This window comes from Actinophytocola oryzae, assembly GCF_004364325.1.
GTDB lineage: Bacteria > Actinomycetota > Actinomycetes > Mycobacteriales > Pseudonocardiaceae > Actinophytocola > Actinophytocola oryzae.
This window is the reverse complement of record NZ_SOCP01000002.1, coordinates 1-16213: the sequence shown is the minus strand read 5'-3', so window position 1 is coordinate 16213 and position 16213 is coordinate 1. Positions and strand designations below refer to the sequence as shown.

General features: G+C 70.8%; 9 protein-coding genes and 2 pseudogenes. 7 read left to right on the top strand and 4 right to left on the bottom strand.

The annotated features are described in order from the left end of the window. The first annotated feature begins 11 nt into the window (after positions 1-11). The 4 genes from CLV71_RS47470 to CLV71_RS04075 are packed head-to-tail and all read left to right on the top strand — an operon-like array spanning position 12 to position 10678. Positions 12-188, top strand: coding sequence for a hypothetical protein (locus CLV71_RS47470; RefSeq protein WP_166663922.1), 177 nt, complete (start codon positions 12-14; stop codon positions 186-188). Then, a complete protein-coding gene (locus tag CLV71_RS04085) occupies positions 188-2614 on the top strand; it encodes a LamG domain-containing protein (RefSeq protein ID WP_133901259.1) in 2427 nt (808 codons plus the stop codon). Before CLV71_RS47470 ends, CLV71_RS04085 begins: the two co-directional genes overlap by 1 nt. Positions 2615-2627: 13 nt before the next feature. Continuing rightward, positions 2628-4781 (top strand): ComEC/Rec2 family competence protein, encoded by a 2154-nt coding sequence (locus tag CLV71_RS04080; protein ID WP_133901258.1) that lies wholly within the window; start codon positions 2628-2630, stop codon positions 4779-4781. A gap of 11 nt (positions 4782-4792) precedes the next feature. Then, positions 4793-10678 (top strand): DUF6603 domain-containing protein, encoded by a 5886-nt coding sequence (locus CLV71_RS04075; protein ID WP_133901257.1) that lies wholly within the window; start codon positions 4793-4795, stop codon positions 10676-10678. A 332-nt stretch (positions 10679-11010) separates the two neighbouring features. Here the strand turns inward: CLV71_RS04075 and CLV71_RS04070 are convergent, their stop codons facing one another. Then, entirely contained in the window at positions 11011-11631 is a 621-nt protein-coding gene (locus tag CLV71_RS04070; protein WP_133901256.1) for a transglycosylase SLT domain-containing protein, read from the bottom strand. 111 nt (positions 11632-11742) lie between these two features. On the opposite strand from CLV71_RS04070, the gene CLV71_RS04065 reads away from it, so the two are divergent. Further along, positions 11743-12504, top strand: coding sequence for an ANTAR domain-containing protein (locus CLV71_RS04065; protein WP_133901255.1), 762 nt, complete (start codon positions 11743-11745; stop codon positions 12502-12504). A gap of 325 nt (positions 12505-12829) precedes the next feature. Here CLV71_RS04065 and CLV71_RS04060 read toward each other — a convergent pair whose 3' ends face one another. Next, positions 12830-13297, bottom strand: coding sequence for a nitroreductase/quinone reductase family protein (locus CLV71_RS04060; RefSeq protein ID WP_133901254.1), 468 nt, complete (start codon positions 13295-13297; stop codon positions 12830-12832). A 138-nt stretch (positions 13298-13435) separates the two neighbouring features. Next, complete coding sequence (locus CLV71_RS04055; protein WP_133901253.1) at positions 13436-13873, bottom strand: PPOX class F420-dependent oxidoreductase; 438 nt, start codon at positions 13871-13873, stop codon at positions 13436-13438. 299 nt (positions 13874-14172) lie between these two features. Between CLV71_RS04055 and CLV71_RS04050 the strand changes: the two genes are divergently transcribed. Then, entirely contained in the window at positions 14173-14958 is a 786-nt protein-coding gene (locus CLV71_RS04050; RefSeq protein WP_133901252.1) for a winged helix-turn-helix transcriptional regulator, read from the top strand. 123 nt (positions 14959-15081) lie between these two features. On the opposite strand, the pseudogene CLV71_RS50585 reads toward CLV71_RS04050, so the two are convergent. Beyond that, positions 15082-15245 (bottom strand): annotated as a pseudogene (locus tag CLV71_RS50585) (transposase); the annotation flags it as partial. A gap of 150 nt (positions 15246-15395) precedes the next feature. Between CLV71_RS50585 and CLV71_RS04040 the strand changes: the two are divergent. Next, positions 15396-16206, top strand: a pseudogene (locus CLV71_RS04040) (transposase family protein). Positions 16207-16213: the final 7 nt, after the last annotated feature.

The window sequence follows — 16213 nt, the reverse complement described above, 5'->3', positions numbered from 1 at the left end:
AACGGAACCTGATGCCGCACCAGATCTCCCTCACCCTCAACGTCGAGGAGACCAACACGGTCCTCGAGGCGTTGGGACAACTGCCCTACGTGCGGGTCCACGCACTGATCCAGAAGGTGCAGCAGCAGGCGACCGAGCAGCTGAGCGGCACCCGCGACGACGACCGAGCCAGACCCGAGGATGGCTGATGAGCGCCTTTGACGACCTGTTGCTCCTGCACCTGCGGCTGGACGCCCTCGCGGGTGGGAAGGTCGAGGACAGCTCCAGCCACGCCAGACACGGCCAGGTGACCGGGCGTCCGGCCGTCGTGCCGGACGACGAGTTCGGGGCCAGCGTCGGGTTCGGCGGCACGGACGCCGTCTCGGTGCTCTCGGTGGCGCCGGGTGCCGGTGGCGGGAACCCGGCACACAGCATCACCGGCTGGGTGCGGCTCGACGCGTACCCGACCCGGCGGGCGTGGGTGCTGCTGTTCGGTCAGGCCGGTGCGGGCGCGCACCACTGGCTGGTCGACCCGAACGGGCGCACGCAGCTCGGGGTCTGGAATGCCGGCGCGGCACAGCCGACCCTGCCGCTGGGCCGGTGGGTGCACGTCGCCACCACCTACGACGGCACGAGCCTGCGCTGCTACCTCGACGGCGAGCCCGTCGGCGGTCCGATCGCCACCAGGTTCAACTACACCTCGTGGGGGTTCACCCTCGCCAGGGCACAGCTCAACGAGGCCGGGTTCGTCGGGCGGCTGGCCGGGGTGCGGGTCTACGGACGGGACCTGGCCGCCGGCGACGTCGCCGCGATCATCGCCGACGACCGCAGCGCGATGGCTGCCTTCCGGCGCAGCCACCCGCTGTCGTTCAGCCTGCACGACAGCGACGACCAGGCCGTGCTCGCGATCGTGGACGACCCGACCGGCAACACCATGCACCTCACGGTCACCAACGACGCGAGCCAGCCCATCACGCTGGCGGCGGTGGACCCGGCGGACGACGGATACCACCTGGAGCTGCGGCTGCGCCCCGGGACGCTGCCCGAGGGTTCCGTCGACGCGATCACCATGACCGGACCGGCCGGCTGGCGCCTGCGCACCGAGTCCACACCGGACGGCACGGTCGCGTTCGCGCTGAGCAGCGCCGCCGCGTTGACCCTGGCGGCGGGCGAGAGCCTGCGTTTCACACTCCACGACATCGGGGCGGACCCGACGGGCGGCACCCGGGGCACGCGGGTCCAGCTCAGGTACGCCGCGATGTCCTACCCGGACGAACCGTCGGCGCTGCTGGGGCGGCGGGTCGCGCACCTGAACATCGTGAACCGGCGCGGGCAGCAGCACATCCCGCTGGTGGCCGGGTTCGTCGGCGGCAACACGGTCATCGCCGACGGCACCACGTCGAGCCCGTTGCGGCTGCGCATCGCCAACGTGTCCGCCGACCCCATACCGCTGACCCCGAGCACGTTGGCCAAGCCGTCGGCGTTCGTGCTCGCGTTCGACGTCCAGCAGACCGGCGTCCCCGCGTCCGACTGGGCGATCGGCACCGCGGACGCCCTGCGGGGCCTCACCGTCACCGCGCCCGGCTGGACCGTGGGCGACCCCACCGAGCAGGGCCAGACGATGGCCTGGCGGCTCACCACCCCGACCCAGATCGCGCTCGCCGCAGGCCGGGAGGTGGTCGTGGACATCGGCGGGCTCAGGGCGAGCCCGCCGTCGGGTGCCGCGAACCTGTACGTGCACTACGAGAACATGCCCGGCTACTGGGACGGCCACCTGGCCGTCACCGTCGACAAAGGACCGTTGGTGTGCCGGGACGTGACGCTGCCGGACGGCGGGCAGGACGCCAGGGTCGGCATCGGCACGGCGGACCCGCAGGCCAAGCTGCAGGTGACCGGCGGCGCGATCATGCCTGCGGCCGGGAAGACCGCCGCCGCGGGCATCCTGTTCCCGAGCGACCCCGGCGGCGGGGCAGGCGACTCCGCGTGGATCCGTTACTACGCACGCAGGGGCGAGTACACCACGCTGGAGATCGGGGTCAGCAACGACTCCAACGACCACATCGCGCTGATGACGGGGTCCGGCAACATCGGGGTGAACACGACCGAACCGGTCGGCAGGCTGCACGTGATGAACTCCAGCCAGGACGCCAACGGCAACACGGTCATCATCGGCCCGACCTCGGGAACCAACCTGCGCCTCGGCCACCACGACCGTTACAGCTGGGTGCAGGCGCACGGCGGCACACCGCTGGCGCTCAACCCGGTCGCCAACGACGTGGCGATCGGCGGCACCGACCCGCAGGGGCACCGGCTGTTCGTCAACGGCACGACGAAGGTGCTCGGCCTGAGCGTCAACAGCGGCCACCGGTTCAACCGGGTGCAGGCCGGGCACTTCCTGGCGGGCCCGCACGGTGGCACCGGGATGCGCGAGTTCCAGCTCCGCTTCCCCGAGAAGTTCGACGGTGTGCCGCAGGCGGTGGTGACGCCGCGCAACGGGGACTCCTTCCAGGACATCTTCGCCGTGACCGTACGGCGCATCGACGCGGAGACCCTCAGCCTCAACGTCCTGCGGCTGGACGTGCTCGGCGGGGCCTGGACCCTGGACCTCTGGCTGGACTGGATCGCCTGGGAATGAGGGAGGAAACCCGATGCCGTGGACGCTCGAGATCCACCACATCTACCTGCGCAGACCCGGCGACGCCACCCTGATCATCGCGCGGCACCCGGCGGTCGGCGCCCACCCCCCGATCGCGCGGGCGGTCCTGATCGACGGCGGCGACAAGGGCGGCGGCGGCTACGTCAACGCCTACATCAACGCGTTCGCACCGGCGATCAACCTCGACGCCATCGTGGTGACCCACTTCGACAAGGACCACTTCTACGGCATCACCGAGCTGTTGCAGCGGCCGGTGACCCCTCGCTACCACAACGCCATCGTCTACGACTGCGGCCGGCTGCCCAACCTGCGACTGTTCGACACCTACACGGACCAGCACAACGTCCCCAACGTGCGGGCGAGCAAGTACTCCGTGTACCGCAACGCGATCGCGGCGAGAGGCATGCTGCACGCGACGGCCGACGTGAACAGCTTCGACATCGCGCGGTACGACGCCAACCACTTCCCCACGGTGCCCAACGTGGCCGGTTCGGAGCCGCCGACGTGGCTGCTCGGCAAGGACGTGCTGTGGGGCAACGGACTCCCGGCGTGGGCCGAGAACCCGCCCGCCCACGCACCTCTTCACCCCACTCTGCGCTGTGTCGTGGCCAACAAGTGGGTCCGGCAGGTCGCGGGCCTGCCCCGGTTCATCTCCACCGTGGACATCTTCAACGGGCCGAACCGGATGTCGAACGCCCAGATCGCGGCGTACGAGAGCGCCAAGACCCAGGACAACGCGAAGAGCCTCGGGTTCCTGTTGGAGTTCAACGGCTTCCGGTACTACGTCGCCGGTGACCTGTTCCGCCAGCAGGAGGACGGGCTCAACACGATCCGTGCCGTCCCGATGCAGTTCAACCCCGGTGTCGGTGCGTTCCTCAACCAGAACGGCAACGCGGCCGGGCGCGTGCTGGCCATGAAGACGAGCCACCACGGCGCCGTCACGTCCTCGTCGCGGGAGTTCCTCACCAGGCTGCGGCCGAGCGCCGCGGTCGTCTCGTGCGGCTACAACAACAGTTACGGCCACCCGCACCCCGAGGTAGTCAACTCCCTCGACGGCTACCCGGAGCTGCCGATCGGCCGGGACGCCCTCAACAGGCATCCCACCGTGCCTCCCAAGCCCCCGCTGCCGCCGATCCTCCACTACCTCACGGGGTACCTGACCATGGCGCACACGAGGGCGGGTGACGCGGGGCGCACCGCGGGCCCGCCGGGTGCCAGCATCCGGTTGACCGTGACCGAGGCGCAGTCGCAGCGCGATTGCCGGGGCCAGGTGTTCCGCGGCGTGCGTGCCGCCGCCGACCGCGTCTCGACCGTGACCAACCTGGGGCTCACCGCCGCGCAACTGGACGCCATCGCCGATGCCGCGGTCATGCGGGGGGTGATCGCGGCGACGGCCGTCGCGGTCGGGGCGGGCCCCGCCACCGCGACAGCCGTCGGGAACGCGGTGGAGAGCGCGGGCAACCGAGGTGGCGGCGGCGTACCCGGGCTGGTGTCGGTCGCCGTCGCCGCGGCGGCGGCCGCCCCGGGAGCGGGCGCACAGGCCGCCGCCATCGCGGCCGTGGCCGCGGCCGGGCCCGGCTGGGCCGCGGCGATCGGTCTCGGTGCGGCGCAGGTGATCGGCGCGGCCGTGGTACCCGGCGCCACCGCCGCGAGCATCACGGCCGCCGCGCAGGGCGCGGGGCCCGCGGTGTCGGTGCCCGGCGCGACAGCCGCCGGGTTCGCAGGCTTCGCGCTCCGCGCCAACCTGGCCTCGGCCTCGGGGGCCGGGTTCGCGGCGGTGGCCGGACTGGCCGCGGGACTGGTCGGTGCGAACGCCGCGCAGGGCACGGCACTCGGCGCGGCGGTAGGCGGTCTCAACGGCCAGGCGGCGGCGCCGGCACTGGCCCGGCTCACGACCCGTGCCGCGCTGGCCGCCGGGATGGCACCGGGCACCGCGGCGCTGGCCGGAGCGGTGGCGGGCGCGGGCAGCCTCGGCGGCCCGGACCAGGTGCGGGCCGCCACGAACGCGGCGCTGAACGCGATCGGCGATCCGGGCGTCCCGGCGGCGGGCAACGCCGCGGCGGTCGCGGCGACCCTCGCGGCCAACGACCTGTTCACCGTGGCCTTCCAGGCCGCCGCACCCGTCACCATCGCGCACACCGACTGATCGGCCACCCGATGACGAGTCCCACGACGTTGTCCGAGCTGCGGACCGACCTCGAACAGTCGATGCAGAACGGCGTGCTGGTGCTCACGGCGGCCGCCAGCCCGGTGCCGGCGCTGGCCGGGTTGTTGGACCGCCTGCCGAACGGCGAGCTGCGGCTGCCCGCACCGGACCTCCAGCTCACCGCGACCGAGCTGACCGTGGCGGCCGCCACCGACGAGCAGTGGCCGACCGGCATGACCGGCGTCCGGTCGCTGCACCTGACCTGGATCCTGCTCCGGTTCACCCAACCAGCGGCGTTCGCGGTGGCGGCGGAGGTCACCGGCTCGGTGCGCGTCGGCGACACGGACGTGTCGATCACCGGCACCGCACGCGACGACCTGCTCACCGTCGAGCTGGCGGCCGGCACGCGACCGACCGTGGCGCTGGTCGCGCTCGCCGACTTCGTCAGCGACAACAAGCTGAGCGGCTACCTGCCGCCCGACGTCCCGATCTTCGACTCCGTGCCGCTCTCGGCACTGCGCATGACGATCGGCTACGGGTCAGCGCAGAGCATCGACGTGACGGCGGGCTCGACGTTGGCGGACGGGACCTGGCCGCTGGTCGACGGCCTCGCCGACCTCGAGAACATCGGCGTCACCCTCGGCACCACGGGCGAGCAGCAGGGCGAGCGCTACGTCGAGCGGATCAGCGGGGACATCCACGCGACCCTCCACCTCGGACAGGACTTCCGGGTCCGGCTCGCCATGCTCGGCCAGTACGCCTGGGCGCTGGAGATCCAGCCCGCCGACGGGAACGTGCTGCCCGGGCTGGCCGCGCTCGCCGGACTGGCGGGCGATGCCGGCCTCGCCGACCAGGTCGAGCGGGGGCTCGCCGGACTCGGCATCGAGGCACTGGCCATCGACGGCGTGAGCATCGCCTTCGACCTCGCCGCTCGCGCGCTCCAGCAGGTCGTCATCACCGGTCACGTCACGCTGGACGGGACCAGGTTCGACGTCGCGCTCGCGCTGCCGAACCTGACCTTCCACGGCGGCATCTCCCCCACCACCCCGATCCACCTGAGCACGTTGGTCGGCAGATACCTCCCCGGCGGGGACCAGTTCCCCGACGTCGAGGTCGACGAGCTGGACATCACCGCCATCCCGGACGCCCAGCGGTACTCCCTCGCCGCGGCCATCACGTCCACCTGGGTGCTCGACGTGGGCCCGGTGCCGGTCGGCTTCGAACGGTTCAGCTTCGAGATCGACAAGGACCACGACGACGTCACCGGCTACGTCGAGGGCGCGTTCTCCCTGTTCGGCGCGGAGTTCGAGGTGCTCGCCGAACACGCCGAGGCCACCGGCGGGTGGCAGTTCACCGGGCAGAGCGTGCCGGGGGCGCCACTGACCTTCGGCGCGGTCCACGACCAGCTGGTGACGGCGTTCGGCGTGGACTCCCACCTCCCGGCGTCACTCGCGGACCTGGCACTAAACGACCTGCGCATCTGGTTCGACTCCGCGACCCAAGCCTTCGACCTCACCTGCGCGGTCACGTTCCCCATCGACGACAAGGCGGTCGACCTGACCGTCACGATCCGGTTGGAGCAGGAGGGTGCGGCCTACCGCAAGACCTTCGGCGGCACCGTCGTCGTCGGTGACCTGGAGTTCGACCTGCGGTTCGCGCAGGGCACGGCGTCGACGGTGTTCGTCGCCGTCTACACCCACACCGGCGACGCCCGGTCGCTCCAGGTCAGGGACCTCGTCGCGGCGGCGTCGACCTCGCTCGCCGAACTGGTGCCCGAGGACCTGGAGATCGACCTGCGGGACGTGCTGCTGGTCGTCAGCCGAGGCGACTCGCCGGGCTTCCTCCTCGGACTCGACCTCGGTCTCGAACTGGGACTGTCCCAGCTCCCCCTGGTGGGCAAGGAGTTCCCGCCGCAGCGGAAGGTCGGCATCGACAGCCTGCGGCTCCTGGCGGCCACCCGGGACTTCGCGGTCGCCGAGATCGGTCCCGTCAACGCGTTGCTGCCCGCCTCCGTGCCGGGGCTGCCAGACGTCGCCGGGGACACCACGCAGGGCCAGTCCGCGCCCGCGTCCACGGCGGTGGCGCTGACCGCGGGACTCACGGTCACCGCGCGGCTGTTCCTCGGTGACGCGGCCGCGCAGACCCTGAGCCTGCCGGCCGGGACCACCGGTGACACCACGGGTTCGGCGCCTGCGACGGTGAGCGGGCCGGCAGCGAGCGCGTCGGACAACGCGCGCTGGTTCGACGTGCAGCGCTCGTTCGGCCCGGTGTACTTCCAGCGCGTCGGGTTCGAGTACCAGGACCGCGCGGTGCGCTTCCTGCTGGACGCAGCGCTGTCCGTCGCCGGGCTGACCCTGTCGCTGGACGGGCTCGCGTTCGGCTCGTCGATCGACCACTTCGCACCGACCTTCGACCTGCGTGGCGTCGGCGTCGACTACCGCGACGGTCCGGTCGAGATCGGCGGCGCACTGCTGCGCAGCACCGTCACCCCGGCGGGCGGCACCGCCTACGACGAGTACGACGGCGCCGCGCTGATCCGGACCGAGGCCATGAGCATCGCGGCGCTCGGGTCCTACGCCTACCTGGACGGCGCGCCGTCGCTGTTCGTCTACGCCGTGCTGGACAGGGCGATCGGCGGTCCGCCGTTCTTCTTCGTCACCGGCCTCGCCGCCGGTTTCGGCTACAACCGCGCGATCGTGGTGCCGACCGTCGACAAGGTCGCCGACTTCCCGCTGATCACCGCGGCCAAGAGCCCGCAACCCGTCACCGGCACGGCCAGCCCGAAGGACCTCCTCGGCACCACCCTGGCCACCATGCGCGCAGCCGTGCCACCCTCGGCGGGGAGCGTCTTCCTCGCGGTCGGCGTGAAGTTCCTGTCGTTCCGGATCATCGACTCGTTCGCCCTGCTGGTCGCGAGCTTCGGCAGGCGCTTCGAACTGAACCTGCTCGGCCTGTCCACCGTGGTGGCGCCGACCCCCGAGGTGGGCAGGGAGATCAGCCCGCTCGCCGAGATCCAGCTGGCCGTGAAGGCGAGCTTCGTGCCCGACGACGGCTTCCTCGGCGTGAGTGCGCAGCTGACCGCGGCGTCCTTCCTGTTCTCCCGCGACTGCCACCTCACCGGCGGGTTCGCGTTCTACTCGTGGTTCGCGGGCGAGCACGACGGCGACTTCGCGCTCACCGTCGGCGGCTACCACCCGAGCTTCACCGCGCCGCCGCACTACCCGAAGGTGCCGGCGCTGGGCTTCAACTGGCAGGTCGACCCGCAGCTGGTGGTCAAGGGGAACGCCTACTACGCGCTGACCCCGGTGTCGCTGATGGCAGGCGGACACCTGGAAGCAGTGTGGTCCAGCGACGACGTGCGTGCGGCGTTCGTCGTCGGCGCGGACTTCATCGTCGCGTGGAAGCCCTACCACTACGACGCGTCCGCCTACGTCGACGTCAACGCCTCCTACCGGTTCCTCGGCTGCCAGATCTCCGTGGACGTCGGCGCCAGCCTGCACATCTGGGGCCCCGAGTTCGCCGGCACCGCACACATCACGCTGCTGGTGTTCTCCTTCGACGTCACGTTCGGACCGCAGGGCAACCCCGGCCCCACGCCGGTGGACTGGCCGACCTTCAGCGCCTCGTTCCTGCCGGACGCCGACCGCTGCGCCGTCGCGGTCACGGACGGGCTCATCCGCAGGAACACCGGCGCCAGGACGGACCTCGGCGTGCTCGACCCGCAACGACTCGCGCTGGCGACCCACACCGTGATCCCGTCGACCGGCGCGCACATCCGGGGTGACCTCCCCGTCGGCACGCTCTACTACACCGTCGAGGACGACGAGGTGACCTACGCCCCGTTCGTCGCGGCCACGCCCACCGGCGTCCCGGCGCAGACACCGACCGGCCAACACCGGCCGGCAGGCGCCGTCGCGGTCGGTCCGATGGCGATCGCGCTGCCCGAGCACACCGGACCGCACCTGACCTCGACCGTGCGCATCACGATCACGAAGGACGGCACGCTGCCGGTCGAGCACCACTTCGCGTTCGTGCCGGTGCTCGCGCACCTCCCGGCCGGGATGTGGGGTGAGCTGGGCACGAGCCTGCGACCCGACCCGAACGCACCGGCCCTGGCACGTGACGTGCTGGTCGGTTTCGAGATCCGGCCGAACGGCATCCCGGACGAGGGCACCGACCGGGCCGCCTCCGGCGGGCTCGAACTGCTGCAGTACCACCTGCCGCGCCTCGCCGGTGGCACCTACCGGCTCGACCTCGTCCAGGACGTGACCACCGACGAGGCCGGTGGCACGAAGAGGATCCCGGCGCAGCGGTTCACCGCGACCGGGGACTTCGTGGTCTCCGGCGCGCGGGCGTCGCTGACGGCAGGCGACATCTACGCCGTCTACCCACCCGACGGCGCGCTCGGCGACTACCGCACCGACCTGCCGCACATCATCCTCGACAGCAGCACGCTGCCGTGGCAGGAGACCGCCGACCCCGCGCAGGAGACCGTGGCGGGGTTGGCGCTGCTGCTGTTCGACGAACCGGACCTGCCGGTCCCCCACGTGGTCACCGTCGGCCAGCTGCGTGATCCGGCCACGCTGCCTGCCGAGCTGCGGGGCGTGGGCTTCCCGGCCGACACCCTGGACAAGAGCCAGCCGGACGACGAGAAGGTCACGATCATCGACCTCCCGTCCACGGCGCTCCTCCCACCGCAGACCTCCGGCGGCAGAGGTGACCTGGCACTGCTGGCACACGTCCGCCGCGACGCGGACGGCACCGAACGCGCGGTGGTCGTCGGCAACCGGCTGCCCCGACCCGGCGCGCGGCACGTCGCACACCTGGTCTCGGTCCGCGGCAGGTACACCGCCGCCGGGTTCACCGGCACCGGGCCGGTGCGCCTCGTCAGCCTGACGAGCTGGCGGTTCACGGCCATCGACTCCGACCACGACCTGACCCGGCTGTTCGGCAGGGTCAGGACCAACAGCGCGCCCATCGGCGGGGCGCGCCCGACACGCCACACGACCGAGGACGGCGCGGTCAGCACGGTCGGCTACCACGGTCCGCTGGTGCCGGTCCCGACGTCCGACCGACCGGCACTGCCCGCCCGCGCGGCGACCGAGCTGGCTGTCGGGAACGACGCGAGCCTCGCCGCCGCGTGGACGCTCGGCCGCCTGCTCGCGTTGCGTGACAAGCCGTTCGCGGCCGGTCTGTTCCGGTGGAAACGAGCACGCGCCCGCCGCCACAAGTCAGGGGACACGGCGCGGCTCGCCGTGCCGGAGGAGCTGCTGTCCTGGCTCGACGACCTGGCCCTGCTCCACGACGTCCCGTTCAACTACCTGGTACCGGCCGAGGACATGCTCCCCGTCGAGTCGCTGCGGTTCTTCTCACTGCACCGCGGCTGGGTCGCGTGCCTGCTGGACGGCGCACTCAGCATCGGCCGGGGCACACCGGGCGACTTCGAGCTGGACCGCGGCCTGGTCACCGACCTGCTCGCCGCCGACGCGTTGGCACCGTGGACGAGGTACGCCCTCGGTGCCGAGGATTCCGTGGCACGCAGCGGGTTCCTGATCCGATCCGACACCGTGGCCGGCTGGCCGGACCTGGCGGTGACCGCGGTCGACCGGCACGGCGCCGAGTCACGCAACGTGCGCGGTTCGCTCCTCTCCGCCAACGTCCTGCTCCAGATCTTCGACGGCGAGATCGCGAACCTGTCGATACGGCAGGCGGACCGGACACGGCACTGCCGCGTGTCCGACCCGCGGTGGCAGACCGACCCACGGGTCGTCGACGTCACCCGGCTCGCCGCCGACACCATCGGTGCGACCACGACGGCGTCGGCCAGCCTCGCCGCACGGCTGCTCGCCGACATCGCCCAACTCGACATCGGCCGGCCGTTGCCCGCCGGGCGCTGACGGGTCGGCCGGTGTTCCGCGTCCGGCGCTCGTGACGCGGCCGCTACGGCATGACATGGGACTCCGCCGCGACGGCCAGTTGCGCGGCGTCCGGGGCAGGAGGAAACCGGCCAGGGACGCGCGGCCCCATGCCAGGACGAAGCCGTTGTGGTCGCGGCACACGGCGGCGAGTTGTCCCGGTGTGCACGGCACGGTGGTGGTTCGATCGCGACAGAGTCTAACGGTGACCTCGGTGGAGGCGCCCCGCCGACCGCAGACGCCATCACCGAAAGCGCTGCAGCCCCGGGTCTTCGGTCCTTGGTGTCCTCGACTGTTCCGCAGCGAGGTCCCACTCAGCCCGGGCGAAGGGCGTCTTCGGCCGGTGTCCAGTGTTCGCGGAGGCGCTCGACGTAGGCACGGGCCAGGGGACCGGGTTGCCTCCCCCTGGCGAACCTGAGCATGTTGCGCACACCCGCGTTGTACCCCATGGCGAGGAGCTCGTCGGTTGTGAAGGAGTTCGTGGTGGCGGCAGGCAGTCGGGTCCGGAGGTCGTGGAGGTGCCATGCCGCTGCCTGGATGGCCAGGTCGGGGTCGTGGGGCAACTCCTTCCACGAGCGTTCCGCGAAACAGCGTCCGCGTCTGGTGCGCTCGTAGGTGACCCGGTGCATGTTGGCGACCCCGAAGGCCGAGTCGCGGTGGAGTGCCTGCCAGGCCCGTTCCAGCAGCGGGGCGTGCGGTTTGTACGACTCGTTGTACAGGATCGCCATCACCAGGACCGGGTTCACGCCTGCCGCGCCGGCGTGGGTGCCGACCTCGGAAACGAACTTCGCCGGATCCCTGCTCGGCGGTTGCGGAGCCAGTTTCGCGGCACCCGTGAGGTGCGCGCGTGCCGCACCCCGACGCACGAGCCAGCCGCTCAGCGCCGCTATGGACAGCGCACCCAGGCCCCACGTCGTGTATCGGTGTCGTCGCATCGCGCCCTCCAGCACCCGAGTTCCCCACGAACGCCGACACCCTACGTGCGCGCAGCCGAGCCTGCTCGTCGTCGCGTGCATGAATCCGACGTCAGAGGGCATCCCGGCTCGATGGAGCAGCAGCCTGGCCGCCAGCAGGTAGCCGACACCGTGACCGACGACCTCATCCGCCAACTCGATGACGTGACGGCCGCGTTGGACGAGCTGTCCCGGATCATGAGCCAGGAGGAGGACCTCAGTGCGATCTTGCACCGGGCCTGTCTGCAGGCGGTGCACGCGATTCCGGAGGCGGACGCGGCCAGTGTGACGCTGCTGCGTGGTGAGGAGCCGCACACGGCGGCCACGACCCACGAGCTGGCCGCGGAGATCGACCACGCGCAGTGCCGGGCCGGGGAGGGCCCGTGTCTGGAAGCCGCCAAGAGGGGCGAGGTGGTGCGGGTGACAGTGACCGATGTGCGCGGCCGATGGCCGGACTTCGCGGAGGCGGCCGCACAGCGCGGGGTGACCAGCTACCTGTCGGCGCCGTTGTACGTGGACAAGGAGTACCACGGTTCCCTCAGCCTCTACGGTGACCAGGCCCACGGCTTCCGCAGGCTGGACGCCGCCCTGCTCGAGCTGTACACCACCGCTGCGGAGGGGGCGCTGGGCAACGCACGCCGGTATCTGAAGAGCCGGGAACAGATCGAACAACTGCGCACCGCACTCGAGTCGCGAGCCGTGATCAACCAGGCCAAGGGGATGCTCATGGTCGTCAACCAGATCAACGCCGACGAGGCGTTCGCACGGCTCGTCACCCGGTCCCAGCAGAGCAACGTCAAGCTGCGTGACATCGCCGCCCGGCTCGTCGCAGACGGGAGCAGGGCAGACACCTGAGCACGCCCGCGGCACCCCGCCGGTCCGCGGTCCCGGAGCGCCGATCGGCCGCAGCCGACCTGGGCGTCACCGGCACGGACAACCAGAACACGCGCCGCGGCGACCGTCGTGCTGGTGGCGGTGCCGTGGGCCGGCCATGACGAGTTGCCGACGTCGCCGGCCGACCGGCTTCCATCCCCGGCATGCGCGGTGTCCACCGCGGCCGCCCGCGCCCATCAGCTCGAGGCCCTCACCGCGAATCTGATCGCGATCACCGCCGCCGCAAGGCCCCCGCCGGGATTCGCATCACGCCACACCGACCATGCAGATGAATGCGGCCCGTTCCTCAGCCGACCCGCCGGGTCAGTTTGATGATCGGCAGTTCGCGGTCGGTCTTGTTCCCGTACTGGCCGAAACGGGGTGCGGCCTCGGTGATCCGGTGCCACGCGTCCGCGCGTTCCGACCCGTGCAACTGCTCGGCGGTGACGGGAATCCTTCGGCCGGCCATCTCGATGGTGACCTTGTCGGGGTGGGCGGCGATGTTGTGGTACCAGGCCGGGTTCTTCGCCGCGCCCGCCGCGGACGCGACGACCAGCCAGCTGTCGTCGTCGTCCGCGGGGAACCAGCCGACCGGTGTGGTGCGTTCAGCGCCACTCCTGGCCCCGGTGGTCGTCAGGACCAGGGCGTCGAAGCCCATGATCTTGCCACCCCTGCGGCGGATCTTCTTCGCGTTCCGGTTGTTGAGCCACGTCATCAGCCGGCCGGCTTTGGGCTGCCGAGCACCACGAGTGCCGTTGGGGGTGTTGAAACTCATGTTGTTCCTGTCGGAGAAGTGTGCCGCGATGAGAACGGGTGGTCGACGGGTTCCCCCGGCTGAGCGCACCGAGAACGAACCGGTCGGCGGCCGACCCGCAGTGACCAGGACGACACACTCGTCCGGCCTGGACCCGTGTCAGCCAACGGTCCGCTTGTTGATCTTGAATTCGCGGACGTCGTCGGTGGTCTCGCCGATGCCGAAGCTGATGATCCGCTTCGGGTGGATGCGGATGATCGCTCCGTCGAACCCCAACTGCCCGATCGCGGACGCCCATGCCGAGTCGATGGGCGCGGCGATGGCCTCCGCCGTACCGCGGATCTCCACGCACCGCGGCCGCCACGGCTGGATCGAAGCCAGGTCGTCGACCACGAACGCGGCCCGGCCATTCTCCGCCACGTTGCGGAACTTCCGGCTCCTCGCCATCCCGTGACCGGCGATGTCGATCGTGCCGGTCTCCTCGTTGTAGAGGAAGCCGACCGGACTGGCCTGCAGCGTCCCGTCGGGCTGCGTGGTGGCCAACCGGCCCAGCCGCTGGCCGGACAGGTACTCGATCTCGATGTCGGTGAACGACATGACAGTCCTTTCGCGTGGTCAGTGGAGCCCGGCTGCCTGGGCGATCGGCGCGACCTGCCCGATGTCCGGTCGCGGGGTAACAGGATCAGCTCGTCGCAACCGGCCGCGCGGCCAGCGTCGCCACCACTTCCAGGTTGCCCGTTCACGAGGCGGTCGAGCGTGCCCAGCGTCGACAAGCCAGTCTGCTCGGCCCTACGTCCACGCTTGAGTAACAACTCCGTCAGGGTTACTATTTCCAACTCAATTAGGCGATACGCGACGCGGCTGGGCGATGCGCGGCGGGCACGTAGGCTGACGGCATGTCTCATCTCGCGGACGCCTGCCCGTGCGGCCCACGGACCGGGACCGTGTTCGCGCTGCTGGGCAAGCGGTGGAACGGGCAGATCGTCGACCTGCTTCTCCAGGGACCCGCACGGTTCGGCCACCTGGTCGCCGCCCTGCCCGGCCTGTCGCACCGCGTCCTCACCGAACGGCTCACCGAACTCCAGGACGCCGGCCTGGTCACCCGCACCGACGGCCACTACACCCTGACCGCGCACGGCGAGGGCCTGCGCCCCGCGATCGACGCCCTGGCCACCTGGTCGCAGGCCCCGCCGTCGGCCTCCCCGGCCGACGGCTCGTGCTTCGCCCCGGACGATCACGCGGTCTGGGAGGCGTTCTCCCACGCGGGTGACCGCGTGCGCGACACGCTGGAACGGCGGGTGCAGGACAGTTCCGGCATGCCGCCCAGCTACTTCGAGCTGCTGCGCCGGCTGCGGCACGCACCCGGCAGGCAACTGCGGATGAGCGAGCTCGCAGCACTGACCGGCAGCAAGCCCAGCCGCATCACCCACGCCGTGAACCGACTCGAACGAGCGGGCTGGATCACCCGAGACGGCCACCCCACCGACGGGCGCGGCAGCACCGCCACACTCACCGACCTGGGTGTCGACGCCATGGAGATCGCGCGCCCCGAGTTCACCCGCGTCGTCCGCGAGCACGTAATCGGCCCACTGACGCCCGCCGAACAGGACCAGCTGCGGTTGCTCTGCGAGAAGATCCTCGCCAGCTTCTCCGCGCATGCCGACGACTCCTCCACAGGCTGAACGCAACCACCCAAGTAGTACAGCGCTGAACATACTCTGTCGAGGCTCCACGCGCGAGAGAGGGTGCTCGGCTCACCACGTCGAACCCCATGCATGGTGCGGCCCAACGTGCCGCGGGCCGCCCTCGAACGTGCTCTCCCGGTCACGGGGAACGTTGATCTCGACCTCGCCCGCGGCGTCCGAATTACGGTCTTCGACCGGCTGCCGTTCCGCACATTCGTCGAGTCGCGCTCGGGCTCAGCCTGGTTCTTCTCGTGGCCGAGATGCTCGGTCATCTCTTCATTGAGCCTTTTCATCCTGGTCTGGATGGATTGGCAGGCGGGGCTTCTCGTTGATCACAGCTTGATGATCGTCGGCGTGTCGGTGCCCGGACGTGGCGAAGCCCCTGGTAGCAGGACTTTCGACCAAGATCGTTCTGCCGATCCCAGGGGCTTCAGGTGTTGTTCTACCGTGCCGCGCTGCCGTTGTCACATCAGACCCTCACGTTCGTGTCCGGCCTGGTCCGTGCCCACCGTCGGGAGATCGGTTCGGTGTGGCGGGCGCTCGACCCTGGCCAGCAGGCTCTCCTGACGCTGGTCTACCTGCGTAAAGGTGAACCGTTCGCGCAGGTCGGCGCTGGGTTCGGGGTCTCGACCACGACGTGCTGGCGGTTTGTGACCGAGACCGTCGAACTACTCGCCAGGCAAGCGCCGAAGCTGCGGACCGCACTGTGCCAGGCCAAGCGTGACGGGCTGGCTTACGTGATCATCGACGGCACGCTGATCCCGATCGATCGGATCGCCGCCGACCGACCGTTCTATTCCGGCAAACACAAGCGCCACGGGGGTAAACCTGCAGGTCATCGCCTCCCCGGACGGGACGATCCTCGGGGTTTCCGGCGAGTTGCCCGGCAGCACGCACGACACCGCCGCAGCCCGGATCTGGAACATCCTCGCCGCACTTGAGGACGTCGACCTGATCGCGTTGAGCGACAAGGGATACCACGGGTACGACCAGACTCGGGAACGAGTGATCACTCCCTGCAAGGGCAAGAACAAACCCCAGTCCCAGAAGGACGCCAACCGGACCCACGCTCGGCTCCGCGGGCCGGGTGAGCGCGCGAACGCCCAGCTCAAGTACTGGCGCATCCTGCACAAAGTCCGAGTCAGCCCACGCCGCATCGGCCGCCTCGCCAAAGCCATCCACGTACTACAAAACTACGAGGTCGCCACCGGATGGAGGGTCGGGAGCTGGCGCGGTGCCTGTTGATCGGCGG